Below are 14,269 nucleotides of genomic sequence, written 5' to 3'. Positions count from 1 at the left end.
GGCGTTCTACAGATCCGCCAGCGGATGTTCGCCCTCCCACACAGGGGCGAAGTGCGCTTCGATCACTGCGGCCGGAATCGTCGCCACATCCGGCCAGTGCCAGTGCGGCGTCTGATCCTTGTCGATCAGGCGGGCGCGTACGCCTTCGAGGAATTCCGGGTGGCGACAGCAGTTCAGGCTCATGGCGTACTCCATGCGAAAAACCTCGGCCAGCGACAGGTGGCGCGCGCGACGGATCTGCTGCCAGACCAGATGCGCGGTCAGCGGGCAGCCGGTGGCGAGGGTCTTGGCGGCGCGGGCGAGCAGGGCGTCGTCGTCCTGTTGCAGGGCGCTGAGCGCCTGCACGGCAGCCGGCAGGTCTGCGACATCGAGCAGCGCGTCGATGCGCTCGCGACGCGGCAGCCACTGTGCAGCGGGCAGATCGGACTTGGCTTCGTTCTCCAGCGCGCGCAGCAGACTGTGCAGCTGCAGGTCGGCCTGCTCGCGCCAGTTCAACTGCACAAGACCGGTGAGCAGGGCCTCCTGCTGGTCGTCGCGCAGAAAACGATCGGCCAGATTCAGGTCGAGCGCATCGCGGGCATTGATGCCGGCTGCGGTGAGGCCGAGGAACAGACCCAGGCGTCCGGGCAGACGGGCGAGGAACCAGCTGCCGCCGACATCCGGATACAGGCCGATATTGATTTCCGGCATGCCCAGGCGGCTGCTCGGTGTGACGATGCGGATGCCGGCACCCTGCATCAGGCCCATGCCGCCGCCCAGCGCATGGCCGTGCGCCCAGCAGATGAACGGTTTGGGGTAGGTGTGAATGCGGTGATCGAGACGGTATTCGTCAGCGAAGAAGTTTCGTGCCAGAGGCGGCACTTCACCGGGGTGTTCACGGCATTGCTGCACCAGCTGCACCACGTCGCCGCCGGCGCAAAAGGCTTTCGGGCCGTTACCGCGCAGCATCACGCAGACGATGCCCGGGTCTTCGGCCCAGGCCTTTAAACGCGCAGCGAGCGCCTCGATCATCGGCAGGGAGAGGGCATTGAGGCTCTTCTCGGCGTCCAGGCTGGCGATGCCGATGCGGTAGCCGTGCAGACTCGGACGTTCTTCGAAGGTGACATTCATCGTTCGGTTTCCTGCCAGGCGTGGCCCGGGTGGCGCCACGCCCCTTGGGTTATTTGTTACGCCACTGCGGGTCGCGTTTTTCCAGGAAGGCATTGACGCCTTCACGGGTGTCGTCGGCATCGAACAGGTCGACGAAACGCTCGCGTTCTTCCGGCAGCCAGGTGTTCGGGCCGCGTTCGCGGGCGCCCTGGATCAGCGGCTTGATGGTGCGTACCGCCACCGGGCTCTGCCGCGCCACCTTGGCGGCCAGCAGCAGGGCGGTGCCGCGTGCTTCGCCGGTATCCACCACCTGTTCGACCAGGCCGATGCGCAGGGCGGTTTCGGCGTCGACGCGCTCGCCGCAGAGGATCATGCGCTTGGCCCAGCCTTCGCCGACCAGCCAGGGCAGCGCCTGGGTGCCGCCAGCGCAGGGCAGCAGGCCCACGGCTGCTTCCGGCAGGGCCATCAGCGCCTGGCGTTCGGCAATGCGGATGTCGCAGGCCAGGGCGCATTCCAGGCCGCCACCCATGGCGTAACCGTTGATCGCGGCGATGGATACGCCACGGAAGTCGCGCAGTGTCTCGAAGGCTTCACCGAAGCGCCGCGCCATCTCGCGGGCGCGGGCCTTGTCGCCGTCGGCGAACATGTTCAGGTCGGCGCCGGCAGAGAAGAATTTCGCTCCCTGACCGGTCACCACCAAGGCGTAGACCTCGTCGTCGCGGTTGAGATGTTCGACCACCTGCTTGAGGCCGATCAGCGAGTCGCGGTCCCAGGTGTTGGCCGGTGGGTGGTTGATGGTAATCAGCGCGGTGTGCCCGTGCTTTTCCACGGTGAGCTTGTGGGTCAGGTCGAAGATGCCGGACTTGTAGGTTTCGATTGCAGTGCTCATGACAGACCTCGTCGAGTATCTCCCTGCTTCCACTCATGGCAGAGGTGGAGGAGGGAGGGGAATACAGTCGTTACAACAGGCGATCGAGCATGCCGCCCTGCAGGAGCAGGCGGCGGGCGATGATCACCCGCATGATCTCGTTGGTGCCTTCCAGTATCTGGTGTACGCGTGCATCGCGTACCCAGCGTTCCAGTGGGTAGTCATTCAGATAGCCGTATCCGCCATGGAGCTGCAACGCCTCGTTGCAGACAGCGAAGCAATGGTCGGTGGCAAAGCGTTTGGCCATGGCGCAGTAGAGGCTTGCTTCGCCGTGGCCATGGTCGAGCTTGTGCGCCGCCAGGCGCACCATCTGCCGGCTGGCGGTCAGGCTGGTGAGCATGTCGGCCAGTTTGAATTGCAGGGCCTGAAATTCGCTGAGGGCCTTGCCGAACTGTTTGCGTTCTTCCACATAGCGCAGGCTTTGCTCCAGCGCCGCCTGGGCGGCGCCGAGCGAACAACTGGCAATATTCAGACGGCCACCGTCCAGGCCCTTCATGGCGTAGACGAAGCCTTCGCCCTCGGGGCCGATACGGTTGCTGGCAGGAATGCGCACACCCTCGAAGGTGATGGTGCGGGTCGGCTGCGCCTTCCAGCCCATCTTGTCCTCGTTGCGTCCGTAGCGCACACCCGGCGCATCGGCGGGCACCAGCAGGCAGGATATGCCCTTGGCGCCGTCTTCGCCGGTGCGGGCCATGACGATCAGCACGTCGGTACTGCCGGCACCGGAGATGAAGCACTTGCTGCCGTCGATGACGTAGTCGTCACCGTCGCGTCGCGCGCGGGTGCGCAGGTTGGCGGCGTCGGAGCCGGCATCCGGCTCGGTCAGGCAGTAGGACGCCAGTGACCGGCCGCTGATCAGCCCCGGCAGCCAGGCGTCCTTGAGCGCCTGGTCGGCGAAGCTGGCGAGCATCCAGGTGGCCATGTTGTGGATGGTCAGATAGGCGGTGGTGGCCACGCAGCCGGCCGCCAGTTGTTCGAATATCAGTGAGGCGGACAGACGCGAGAGCCCCAGGCCGCCATCTTCCTCGCGCAGATACAGGGCCAGATAGCCCTGTTCTGCGGCGCGGCGAATCACCTCCAGCGGGAAGTGGTGTTCACGGTCCCAGTCCGCGGCATGGGGCGCCAGTTCCCGCGCGGCGAAGGCGCGGGCGCTGTCGGTGAGCAGGCGTTGTTCATCACTGAGTTCGAAGTCCATGGCATCTCATTGCAAGGTCAGGGGTTGGCCGCCGGCCCGTCGCTCGGCCTGCCACTCGTTGAGGCTGGGCAGCGCGGCGCTGGCGTCGAGACGGTCGACAATTTCGAAGTAGTCCTGCTTGAGCGGGTCCTTGAGCACCTCCTCGCGGGTTTTTACCTTTACTGCATAAACGGTCTGCAGGTTCTGGTGGTCGAAGGCACGCCATTGCTGTTCGTCCTTGAGCAGCGTGTAGCGATGCCCTTCGAGTGCCTTGATCAGGGCTTCGCTGTCGAGGCTGTTGGCACGTTTGGCTGCATCGGCCCACTGCTGGACGATGCTGTAGGCCGACGCGGCGGAGCTGGAGGGGTACATTTCGTAGCGGGTCTTGAAGGCTTCGACGAAGGCCTGGCCGCGTGCGGATTTTTCCAGTGCCGGTACGCGCCAGGTCCAGGGTTCGGTGCCGATCACGCCCTGCATCAGTCCGGGGCCGGCCTGCTCGACCATGCTCTGGGTCAGGTTCGGTGCGACGATCTGCATGCGCGAGGTCAGGCCCAGGTCGTGGGCGATGCGCATGGCGCGTACCAGATCCTCACCGAACAGCACCAGCGCAAGAATGTCGGCACTGCTGGATGCCGCCTGGGTCAGGGCGTCGGTGTAGTCGGCCAGACGTGCCCCGGGGAAGGGGATGCGTACGCCGGCATGCTGGCCGGCATTTTCGCTGCCTGTGGCCTGGCGCAGCGAAGCTTCGGTGGTGTGGCCCCAGGTGTAGTCGGCAGTGACATAGAAGTAGCGCTTGTTCGGCAGCGACTTGCTCAGGTACTGACCGAGCACCTTGGCGCTCATCCAGGCGTTGTTGCACTCGCGGAACATGTAGCGGTGGCCATCTTTGCCGGTGGTGTCGTTGGAGTAGGTAAGAGTGCCGAAGTACAGCAGGCCGTGGGCCTTGGCGCGCTTGCCGGCGGCAATCGCGACTGCGCTTGACGATCCCCCGAACAGCATTGCCGCCCCTTCGGAAGCCAGCTTGTCGACGTTCTTCTCGGCCTTGCCCGGACGCGAAGCGGTGTCCTTGCTGGACAGGCGCAGAGGCCGTCCCAGGACCCCACCCTGGGCGTTGATCTCGTCGATGGCCAGCAAGGCTCCGCGCATCTGCGCCAGTCCCTCCTCCTTGTATGGTCCGGTGCGCGGGTAGTTGAGTCCGAGGGTGATGGGCTCGGCTGCCTGCGCACAGGCGGTTAACCCGGCCCACAGGGCCAGGATGACAGACATTTGACGCATGAGTTTCTCCTTATTGTTGTTCTGCAGAGAGTCTTTTACGCCGCTTGTCCAGTTCCTGTGATCGTCTTTTCGTCTAATGAGAACTTCGTCTTCATTTCAATTGAATCGTCATGTTCGGCCCATCGCCCAGCGGAGCGTCGTCGAACCAGCGGCTGGTCACGGTCTTGGTCTCGGTATAAAAGCGTACGGCCTGCTTGCCGTAGGCGTGCAGATCGCCATAGAACGAGCCCTTCCAGCCGGTGAAGGAGAAGAACGGCAGCGGTACCGGAATCGGCACGTTGATGCCCACCTGGCCGACTTCAACCGCATGCTGGAAGTGCCGCGCAGCGCCGCCGGAACGGGTGAACAGGCTGGTGCCGTTGCCGTAGGGGCTGGCATTGACCAGTTCGATGGCCTCTTCGAGGCTGTCCACCTCCATGCACACCAGCACCGGGCCGAAGATCTCCTCACGGTACAGGCTCATCTTCGTTGTCACGCCGCGGAACAGGGTCGGGCCGACCCAGTTGCCATTCGGGTAATCCTCGACCGAGCACTGCGAGCCGTCGAGCAGGCACTCTGCGCCTTCAGCCTTGCCCTCATCGATCAGGCGCAGCACGCGCTGGCGCGCCTGCGGGCTGATCAAGGGCCCATAAGCGGCGCCGCTGTCCTGCCAGTGGCCGGGGCGCAGCGCGGCCATCTGCTCGGCCAGTTCGTCGATCCACTGTTTCGACTCGCCGACGAACACCGCCACGCTGATGGCCATGCAGCGTTGGCCTGCCGCGCCACAACTGGCACCGAGCAGATTGCTGATGACCTGCTCCCTGGGCGCGTCCGGCATGATCACCATATGGTTCTTGGCCCCGGCGAAGGCCTGTACGCGCTTCAGATGCTGAGTGCCGGTGCGGTAGACATGCTGACCCACCGTGACCGAGCCGACGAAGGACACCGCGCGTACCAGCGGATGCACCAGTAGCGCATCGACCTGCTCGCGTCCGCCATGCAGCACCTGCAGCACCCCGGCCGGCGCGCCGGCTTCGAGGAACAGCTCGGCCAGACGATTGGGCGTCATCGGGTCCTGTTCGGACGGTTTGAGGATGAAGGTATTGCCACAGGCGATCGCCAGCGGAAACATCCACAGCGGAATCATCGCCGGGAAGTTGAACGGGGTAATGCCGACGCAAACGCCCAGCGGCTGGATCCAGCTGGCAGTGTCGATCTCGCGGGCGACGTTCTCGACCGTCTCGCCCATCATCAGGCTGGCGATGTTGGCCGCATGCTCGGCCACCTCGATGCCACGCCAGACGTCACCCTTGGCATCGGCGAAGGTCTTGCCGGTTTCCGCTGCGAGAATCTCGGCCAGCTCGTCGTGGTGTTCCTTGAGCATGTGTTGATAGCGCAGCATCAGTCGGGCGCGCTCCGATACCGGCACCTCGCGCCAGGTCAGGAAGGCCTGCTGCGCGCCGGCTACCGCGGCCTCGATCTCATCGGCAGTAGCCTTGGGGGCGAGGGCGATCACGTCCTGGGTAGCCGGATCGGTGACTTCGATCAGGTCGGTGGCCTGGCTTTGCTGCCACTGGCCGTTGATCAGTTGCGGGAGCGTGCGGGGCATGGGCGCCTCCTGTTGTTTTTGTATGGCGTCTTTATAGCCACTCCATGTGGGCTTGTGGATTGACGATCTTGGTCTTGGGATGGACGATCTTGTCATTCAGTTCATCATGATCGGGTGTGACAGGCATGGGCGCACGAGTCGAAACCTCCAACTGGCCGCTGCCGCTTGGCGGGCAACGCTTCACCACTCCGCCGCGTCTACGTCGCTTGCTGGCGCGCAATGCGCTGAGCTCGGGCTGCTTTCCGCTGGCCGTAGGCTTTTATCCTGATGCCGCTGGCCACCAGATGCGGCGTTTGCAGCCGGAGGATCATCTGCTGATCTACTGCCGTTCCGGTAAGGGCTGGCTGGAAACAGTGGATGGACGATTCGAGGTCGCCGCCGGAGATCTGCTGATGTTGCCCAAGGCATTGCCGCACAGCTACGGAGCCGATGGGCAAAGCCCCTGGACGATCTATTGGGTGCACTTCGACGGTGCTCTCAGCGAGGACTTCCTGCGCCTGCCGGGCACGCAGACGCTGCGATGTATCGGCCTGCAACCACGCCTTATTGGCGACTTCGAGGCGCTGCTGGGGCTGCAGCGACAGGGGCTCAACGCGTTGCCCTTCATTCACGCCGCGCACCGTTTGCAGGCCATGCTCAGCTCACTGGCGGTGCTGCCGGCACGGATCAATCTGAAGTCCGGGCGGGTGCTGGATATCGAGGCGGTGCAGGCGGTGATGCGCGAACATCTGCACGGCAGCCTCAATCTCGACGAACTGGCCGGGCAGTTCAGGATTTCACGCTTTCACTTCGCCAAGACCTACCGCGCACTGACCGGCCATGCGCCGATTCAGGACTTCATTCAGTTGAAGATGGCCCTGGCCTGTCGCCTGCTCGATCGTGGTGATCTCGAGGTACGCCAGGTCGCCGAGCAACTGGGTTATGAAGACCCCTATTACTTCTCGCGACTGTTTCGCAAGGTGGTGGGCATGGCGCCCAGCCATTACCGGGCGTTGCACCAGGGGTAGGGCATGCCGTGCGGCGCACTGCCCGAACGGTCAGAAAAAAGCCTTTCCCCTGGGCGCAGGACTGTGCGGCAGGGCGGTCGTGGAGGCGTTCAGGCCAGCAGGCGCAGCCACAATTGCTGTTCGTTCAGCAATTCTTCGCGCAGTTGGCCCAATGGTTGTTCAAGCCCCAGTCGTCGCTGGGCGGGCAGAGGTTCCGGCAGATCGGCCAGCTGAATCTGCAAGGCGCTGGCCAGCAACACCAGGTCGACCAGATCGGCGACGCCCTCAGGCTCGTGCCGCCATTTGTTACGGTGGCGCGCGCACTCGATCAGCGTGGTCGGCACCTGCCAGCGCGTCAGCACCAGGGCACCGATATCCCCGGACAGGTAGTCGCAGAGCTGATCCAGATGTTCGGCATCCCGCGGTACGTCCGGCCAGTGCTCCAGCTCCGCCAGTAGCGGCAGGCTGCCGATATCCTGCAGCAGCCCGGCGAGCATGGCCTCGTCGAGCGGTTGGTCGCAGCGCTGCGCCAGGGCGGCACAGAAAGCGGCACGTTCGCGGGCCTTGCGCCAACGCTGACGAAAGGCCTGTTGCAGGGCCTTCTCCTTGCTGGCGAAGAGATTTCGCGCGGTAAACCCCAGTACCAGGGTGCCGAGCTGGCGGGTGCCGATACGGGCGAGCAGATCGCGCATCGAAACGCACGGCCGGGCGCCGCGGATCAGCGGGCTTTCGGCAAACTGCATGAGATAGGCCGCCAGCGGCGGATCGCTGTTGATCACCCTGGCCAGCTGTTCCAGCGAGGTACGAGGGTCCTCCAGCAACTGGCGGATACGCATGGCCGCCTCCGGCATTTGCGGTACCTTGGCCTGACCTTTGAGAAAACGGGTGAGCAGGGCGAAGCGGATTGCTTCGGGGGACGGCGACATGATGACAGGGACTTTCGTTGGAACCGGGGTGGTGTTGCGGCAATGCTAGCAGAGCCTTGAGCCAAAGCCGAAGCATGGAGTTGCCTTGACTTGCCTGGCTCCCTTCACTAGCGTGCCCGCACATGTTTCGACCCTGCAGGAAAGCCGCATGACCGATGATCGCATCAAGCTCGAAGCCAGCTGGAAGCAAGCGCTGCGCGAGGAGTTCGACAAGCCCTACATGAAGGAGCTGCGCGAGTTCCTGCGGGCCGAGAAGGCGGCTGGCAAGGAGATCTATCCGCCGGGCCCGCTGATCTTCAATGCGCTCAACTCCACGCCGCTGGATCAGGTCAAGGTGGTGATCATCGGCCAGGACCCCTATCACGGTCCGGGGCAGGCACATGGCTTGTGTTTCTCGGTGCAACCGGGCGTGCAGACGCCGCCGTCGCTGGTGAATATCTACAAGGAACTCAAGCGCGACCTGAACATCGACATCCCCGCGCACGGCTACCTGCAGAGCTGGGCCGATCAGGGCGTGCTGCTGCTCAATACTTCGCTGACCGTCGAGCGTGCCAACGCAGGCTCACACGCGGGCAAGGGCTGGCAGTTCTTCACCGACCGGGTGATCGAAGTGGTCAGCGAGCATCAGCCCAGGCTGGTGTTCCTGCTCTGGGGCAGTCACGCGCAGAGCAAGCAGCGCCTGATCGACCCGACCAAGCATCTGGTGCTGCGCTCGCCGCATCCGTCACCCTTGTCAGCGCATCGCGGTTTCATCGGCAATGGCCACTTCAGTCGCTGCAACCAGTTCCTCAGCCAGAACGGCATGACGCCCATCGACTGGCAACTGCCGCCGCTCTGAGGGGCGCGTCAGCGCTCCACCACCGCCCGATCGCACCGTCTCGCGAGCAGAGCCATCGTCGGAGCAACCGTTTGGGGTTCAGGCGATTCGGGCGCCCGAGTCGCGGGCAAAAAGAAACCGCCCCGAAGGGCGGTTCCGATCTCGCGGTCTGCGCTTAGCCGCCGAGGTAGGCGTCGCGTACCTTGGGGTCACTGAGCAGCTCTTCGCCGCTGCCCTGCATGACTATATGGCCGTTCTCCAGCACATAGCCACGGTCGGCCAGCTTCAGCGCCTGGTTGGCGTTCTGCTCGACCAGGAACACGGTCACACCATCCTTACGCAGTTGTTCGATGATGTCGAAGATCTGCTGGATGATGATCGGCGCCAGACCCAGCGACGGTTCGTCGAGCAGCAGCAGGCTGGGCTTGCTCATCAGTGCACGGCCGATGGCGAGCATCTGCTGCTCGCCGCCGCTCATGGTGCCGGCACGCTGGGCGAAGCGTTCCTTCAGACGCGGGAACAGGTGCAGGACCTTGTCCAGCTGCTCCTGGTTGTCCGCCTTGTCACCGAAGAAGCCGCCCATGGCCAGGTTTTCCTCGACGGTCAGGCGGGCGAACACGCGACGGCCTTCCGGCACGATGGCGATGCTCTTGCGCATGATCTCCGGGGTATCCATACCCACCAGCTCTTCACCCAGGTAGCGGATGCTGCCGCTGGATGCGCGCGGGTTGCCGCACAGGGTCATCAGCAGGGTCGACTTGCCGGCACCGTTGGCGCCGATCAGGGTGACGATCTCGCCTTTCTCCACTTCGATGCTGACATCGTGCAGCGCCTGGATCTTGCCGTAGAAGGTTGAGACGTTGTTGAAGCTCAGCATGGTTTACGCCTCCCCCAGATAGGCTTTGATCACGTCCGGGTTGTTGCGGATGTCGTCCGGCGTGCCGTCGGCCAGGGGAGTGCCCTGGTTGATCACGTAGATGTGGTCGGAAATGCTCATCACCAGCTTCATGTCGTGCTCGATCAGCAGCACGGTGACATTGTGCTCGTCACGCAGCACGCTGATCAGCGCCTTGAGGTCTTCGGTTTCGCGCGGGTTGAGGCCGGCGGCCGGCTCGTCGAGCATCAGGATGCTCGGGCGCGTCATCATGCAGCGGGCGATTTCCAGGCGGCGTTGCTGACCGTAGGCCAGGGTGCCGGCGTTGCGATTGGCGAAGTCCACCAGATCGACCTGCTCCAGCCAGTAGGCGGCGTATTCCATCGCCTCGCGTTCGCTGCGACGGAAGGCCGGCGTCTTGAACAGGCCGGCCAGGTAGCTGGTGTTCAGATGGCGGTGCTGGGCGATCAGCAGGTTTTCCACCGCGGTCATGTCCTTGAACAGACGCACGTTCTGGAAGGTCCGTACCACACCCTTGCGGGCGATCTTGTGCCCCGGCAGGCCTTCGATGGCCTCGCCATTGAGACGGATGCTGCCCGAGCTTGGCTGGTAGAAACCGGTCAGGCAGTTGAATACGGTGGTCTTGCCGGCGCCGTTCGGGCCGATCATCGAGACCACCTGCTTTTCCTTGACGTTCAGGCCCACCCCGTTGACGGCCAGCAGGCCGCCGAAACGCATGGACAGGCCGCTTACTTCGAGAATCGTGCGGCTCATCGCTTCAGCTCCAGGTGGGGACGTTGCATCGGCAGCAACCCTTGCGGGCGCCAGACCATCATGAAGATCATGACCAGGCCGAAGATCAGCATGCGGTACTCGCTGAGTTCTCGCATCTCCTGCAGCATCACCATGACGATGGCGGCGAGAATCACGCCGAGCTGCGAGCCCATGCCACCCAGTACCACGATGGCGAGGATCATGGCCGACTCGATGAAGGTGAACGACTCCGGTGTCACCAGACCCTGGCGGGCGGCGAAGAAGCTGCCGGCGAAACCGGCCAGGCTGGCGCCGAGGGTGAAGGCCGAGAGCTTGATCACGGTGGGGTTCAGACCCAGCGCGCGGCAGGCGATCTCGTCTTCACGCAAGGCTTCCCAGGCACGGCCGATCGGCATGCGCAGCAGGCGGTTGACCAAAAACAGGGTCAGCAGCACCAGCAGCAGGGCGATCAGGTAGAGGAAGATCACCTTGTACTGCGAGTTGTAGGCCAGCTCGAAGTAACCGTGGAAGGTCGGCATGTCTGCCGGCACGCGGCGCTCGAAGGACAACCCGAACAGAGTCGGCTTGTTCTCGTTGGCGATGCTCAGGCCGTTGGGGCCCCCGGTCAGATCGGTCAGGTTGCGCAGCAGGATGCGGATGATCTCGCCGAAGCCGAGGGTGACGATGGCCAGGTAGTCGCCACGCAGGCGCAGCACCGGGAAGCCCAGCAGGAAGCCGAACAGCGCGGCCATCATCCCGGCGATCGGCAGGCAGATCCAGAAGCCCAGGCCGAAGTAGTGCGAGAGGATGGCGTAGCTGTAGGCACCGACGGCGTAGAAGCCGACATAGCCCAGATCGAGCAGACCGGCGAGGCCAACCACGATGTTCAGGCCAAGGCCGAGCATCACGTAGATCAGGATCAGCGTGGCGATATCCACCGCGCCGCGGCTGGCGAAGAACGGCCACACCAGCGCCACCATGACCATCGCCAGAATGATCCAGCGCTGGGTGGAGGGCAGGGTGAGGAAGTTGCCGAGCTGGCCGGAGCCGCCTGGCAGCTTGGGCAGCTTGGGCAGCTTGGCCCAGGCCGGGGTGATCTGGTCGCGCAGCAGCTGCCAGAGGAAGATCAGCACAGCGGCGCCGCCGATGCACCAGAGTTCGAAGGCAGTGGCGCCGTCGACCCGCAGGCTGATGCCGGAGGTGCTGAGTTTCAGGCCCAATACGGGATAAGAGATGATCAGCACCAGCAGGGCGCTGAAAATCGCGGATTTGATGTTGCGGCTCATACCTTTTCCACCTCCGGGCGGCCAAGGATGCCGGTGGGACGGAACAGCAGCACCAGCACCAGCAGGCTGAACGCCACCACGTCCTTGTATTGATCGCCGAAGATATCGGCGCCGAAGGCTTCGGCTACGCCCAGCAGCAGGCCGCCGAGCACCGCGCCGGGAATGCTGCCGATACCGCCGAGTACCGCTGCGGTGAAGGCCTTGATGCCGGCGAGGAAGCCCAGGTGCGGGTTGATCACGCCGTAGTTCATGCCCAGCAGTACCGAGGCGATGGCGGCCAGCGCCGCGCCGATGACGAAGGTCAGGGCGATGATGTTGTTGGTGTTGATGCCGAGCAGGTTGGCCATCTTCAGGTCTTCGGCGCAGGCGCGGCAGGCGCGGCCCAGGCGAGAACGGGAGATGAACAGGGTCAGGCCGACCATGGTGACGAAGGTGACGATGAAGATCAGCACCTGCATGTAGGACACCACCACGCCGTTGGCTGCGCTTTCTCCGAAGATAAAGTTGCCGGGCAGCAGGCTGGGGATGGCCTTGTCCTTGGAGTCCTGCGAAAGCAGTACCGCGTTCTGCAGGAAGATCGACATACCGATCGCGGAGATCAGCGGGATGAGTCGGTTGCCGCCACGCAGGGGGCGGTAGGCCACCCGTTCGATGCTGTAACCGTAGGCGCTGGTGACGATCATGGTGGCGGCGAAGGCCGCGATCATCACGAAAGGCACGGCTTCCAGGCCGAACATGGCAAGGCCGGCGATCACGGTGAAGGCTACGTACGAGCCAATCATGTAAACCTCGCCGTGGGCGAAGTTGATCATGCCGATGATGCCGTAGACCATGGTGTAGCCGATGGCGATCAGGGCATAGGTGCTGCCAATGGTCAGGCCATTGAGCAACTGTTGCAGGTAGTGATAAAGATCAGGCATTGCCTAACTCCTGGGCGCTTGCGTAAAGCGGCGCTTGTGGCGCAGCGCGAGGCCGGAATTCTTCTAATAAGCAAAGCCCACTTCTGCAGTGGGCTCTGGGTTCAGAACACTCGTTCATGATCTGCTGCGCGTCGGCCCTGCTGCCAAGAACAGGCTCGGAATGCTCATGTACGAAAGTACACTGCGCTTCCTCGCCTGTTCCTGCTGCATGGCGCTAGCTCGCTAGCTCATGAATAAGTGCCTTCGGCGGGTCTTACTTGGCTTCGGACTTGGTGCCGTCCTGGTGCCACTCGTACACCACGAAGCTGAAGTCCTTCAGGTCGCCCTTCTCGTCGAAGGCCAGGGTGCCGGTGGGAGTGTCGAAGCTGTTGGAGCGCAGCGCAGCTGCTACCTTGGCGGTATCGGTGTCGCCGGCTTTCTCGATGCCTTCGGCGATAACCTGAACGGCAGCGTAGGCCGGGAACACGAACGGACCGCTGGAGTCTTCGTTCTTGGCCTTGAAGGCTTCTACCAGTGCCTGGTTCTTCGGATCCTGGTCGAAGGACTTCGGCAGGGTTACCAGCAGACCTTCGGAAGCCGGGCCGGCAATGGCGGAAATTTCGGAGTTGCCGACGCCTTCCGGACCCATGAACTTGACGTTCAGGCCGCGTTCTTTGGTCTGGCGCAGCAGCAGGCCCAGTTCCGGGTGGTAGCCGCCGTAGTAGACGAAATCGACGCCCGCCTGATTGAGCTTGGCGATCAGTGCGGAGAAGTCCTTGTCGCCGGCGTTGATGCCTTCGAACATGGCGACTTTCACGCCTTTGTCTTCCAGGGTCTGCTTGACTGCAGTGGCGATGCCTTCACCGTACTGCTGCTTGTCGTGGATGACGGCAACGGTCTTCGGCTTGATGTGGTCAGCGATGAAGTTGCCTGCGGTCGGGCCTTGCAGGCTGTCTAGGCCGATGGTGCGGAACACCAGTTCGTAACCGCGAGCGGTGATGTCCGGGCTGGTGGAAGCCGCGGTGATCATCAGGATGCCTTCGTCTTCGTAGATGTCCGAAGCCGGCTGAGTGGAGCTGGAGCACAGGTGGCCAACCACGAACTTGACGCCGTCGTTGACGATCTTGTTGGCAACGGCAACGGCTTGTTTCGGATCGCACGCGTCGTCGTAGACCACGCCTTCGAGCTGGGCGCCATTCACGCCGCCAGCCTTGTTGATCTGCTCGATGGCCATCTTGGCGCCGATGAACTGCATTTCGCCGTACTGGGCAACTGCGCCGGTTACCGGGCCAGCCAGGGCGATCTTGATGTTGTCGGCTGCCATCGAATAACTGGCCGCCCCCGCCAGTGCCATTGCCGCGAACAGCTTGGAAATCTGCTTAGCCTTGTTCATGAGTGCTCCACTCTTATGTTTTTCGTTGTTGTAGTTCTTGCGGCCGAAGCTGCAGAACCGGGTCTGTAACCCCGGTAGTGCCTCCGGCAACTGTACCGGAACAGTGTAGAGCGCGCATTTGCGCCTTGAAAAGCCGGCAGTTGGAGGCGAAACACGGGGGTGTCGCTAAATTGCAAGGAATGTATAGAAATACGGCGTGTCCTGGGCTGGCTGCTGAACGTCGTGCGGTTGCCTGGGATGCCGCCGGCGCTATCATTGCGCGCCATCATTCAAAGTCATCG

General features: G+C 63.4%; 13 protein-coding genes. 2 read left to right on the top strand and 11 right to left on the bottom strand.

Annotated elements, in window-relative coordinates; all coding sequences use genetic code 11:
- Positions 1-6 precede the first annotated feature (6 nt).
- The 5 genes from OEG79_RS14800 to OEG79_RS14780 form a co-directional block, all read right to left on the bottom strand.
- Positions 7-1,110 carry an enoyl-CoA hydratase/isomerase family protein gene (locus tag OEG79_RS14800; RefSeq protein WP_264145740.1) on the bottom strand — a complete coding sequence of 368 codons (1,104 nt, stop codon included), beginning with the start codon at positions 1,108-1,110 and terminating at the stop codon, positions 7-9.
- A 49-nt stretch (positions 1,111-1,159) separates the two neighbouring features.
- Positions 1,160-1,978, bottom strand: a complete 819-nt coding sequence (locus OEG79_RS14795) for an enoyl-CoA hydratase (RefSeq protein ID WP_264145739.1) — start codon at positions 1,976-1,978, stop codon at positions 1,160-1,162.
- A 70-nt stretch (positions 1,979-2,048) separates the two neighbouring features.
- Positions 2,049-3,212: an isobutyryl-CoA dehydrogenase gene (locus tag OEG79_RS14790; protein ID WP_264145738.1), complete on the bottom strand. Its 1,164-nt coding sequence runs from the start codon at positions 3,210-3,212 to the stop codon at positions 2,049-2,051.
- A 6-nt stretch (positions 3,213-3,218) separates the two neighbouring features.
- Positions 3,219-4,466 (bottom strand): substrate-binding protein, encoded by a 1,248-nt coding sequence (locus OEG79_RS14785; protein ID WP_264145737.1) that lies wholly within the window; start codon positions 4,464-4,466, stop codon positions 3,219-3,221.
- 91 nt (positions 4,467-4,557) lie between these two features.
- On the bottom strand, positions 4,558-6,054 hold the full coding sequence (locus tag OEG79_RS14780) for a CoA-acylating methylmalonate-semialdehyde dehydrogenase (RefSeq protein ID WP_264145736.1): 1,497 nt from the start codon (positions 6,052-6,054) through the stop codon (positions 4,558-4,560).
- Between the two features lie 125 nt (positions 6,055-6,179).
- Between OEG79_RS14780 and OEG79_RS14775 the strand changes: the two genes are divergently transcribed.
- Positions 6,180-7,061, top strand: coding sequence for an AraC family transcriptional regulator (locus OEG79_RS14775; protein ID WP_264145735.1), 882 nt, complete (start codon positions 6,180-6,182; stop codon positions 7,059-7,061).
- An 89-nt stretch (positions 7,062-7,150) separates the two neighbouring features.
- On the opposite strand, the gene OEG79_RS14770 is transcribed toward OEG79_RS14775, so the two are convergent.
- Positions 7,151-7,966, bottom strand: a complete 816-nt coding sequence (locus OEG79_RS14770; protein ID WP_264145734.1) for an HDOD domain-containing protein — start codon at positions 7,964-7,966, stop codon at positions 7,151-7,153.
- Positions 7,967-8,114: 148 nt separating this feature from the next.
- On the opposite strand from OEG79_RS14770, the gene ung reads away from it, so the two are divergent.
- Positions 8,115-8,804, top strand: a complete 690-nt coding sequence (gene ung / locus OEG79_RS14765) for a uracil-DNA glycosylase (RefSeq protein WP_264145733.1) — start codon at positions 8,115-8,117, stop codon at positions 8,802-8,804.
- A gap of 154 nt (positions 8,805-8,958) precedes the next feature.
- On the opposite strand, the gene OEG79_RS14760 is transcribed toward ung, so the two are convergent.
- The 5 genes from OEG79_RS14760 to OEG79_RS14740 form a co-directional block, all read right to left on the bottom strand.
- Positions 8,959-9,660 (bottom strand): ABC transporter ATP-binding protein, encoded by a 702-nt coding sequence (locus tag OEG79_RS14760; protein ID WP_264145732.1) that lies wholly within the window; start codon positions 9,658-9,660, stop codon positions 8,959-8,961.
- 3 nt (positions 9,661-9,663) lie between these two features.
- A complete protein-coding gene (gene livG / locus OEG79_RS14755; protein WP_264145731.1) occupies positions 9,664-10,431 on the bottom strand; it encodes a high-affinity branched-chain amino acid ABC transporter ATP-binding protein LivG in 768 nt (255 codons plus the stop codon).
- On the bottom strand, positions 10,428-11,696 hold the full coding sequence (locus tag OEG79_RS14750; protein WP_264145730.1) for a high-affinity branched-chain amino acid ABC transporter permease LivM: 1,269 nt from the start codon (positions 11,694-11,696) through the stop codon (positions 10,428-10,430). Before OEG79_RS14750 ends, livG begins: the two co-directional genes overlap by 4 nt.
- A complete protein-coding gene (gene livH / locus OEG79_RS14745; protein ID WP_264145729.1) occupies positions 11,693-12,616 on the bottom strand; it encodes a high-affinity branched-chain amino acid ABC transporter permease LivH in 924 nt (307 codons plus the stop codon). The genes OEG79_RS14750 and livH overlap by 4 nt, the downstream gene beginning before the upstream one ends.
- A gap of 253 nt (positions 12,617-12,869) precedes the next feature.
- Positions 12,870-13,988, bottom strand: a complete 1,119-nt coding sequence (locus OEG79_RS14740) for a branched-chain amino acid ABC transporter substrate-binding protein (RefSeq protein WP_264145728.1) — start codon at positions 13,986-13,988, stop codon at positions 12,870-12,872.
- Positions 13,989-14,269 lie beyond the last annotated feature (281 nt).

This window comes from Pseudomonas sp. Z8(2022) (genome assembly GCF_025837155.1).
Lineage (GTDB): Bacteria > Pseudomonadota > Gammaproteobacteria > Pseudomonadales > Pseudomonadaceae > Aquipseudomonas.
This window is presented reverse-complemented; position numbering and strand designations above follow the sequence as displayed.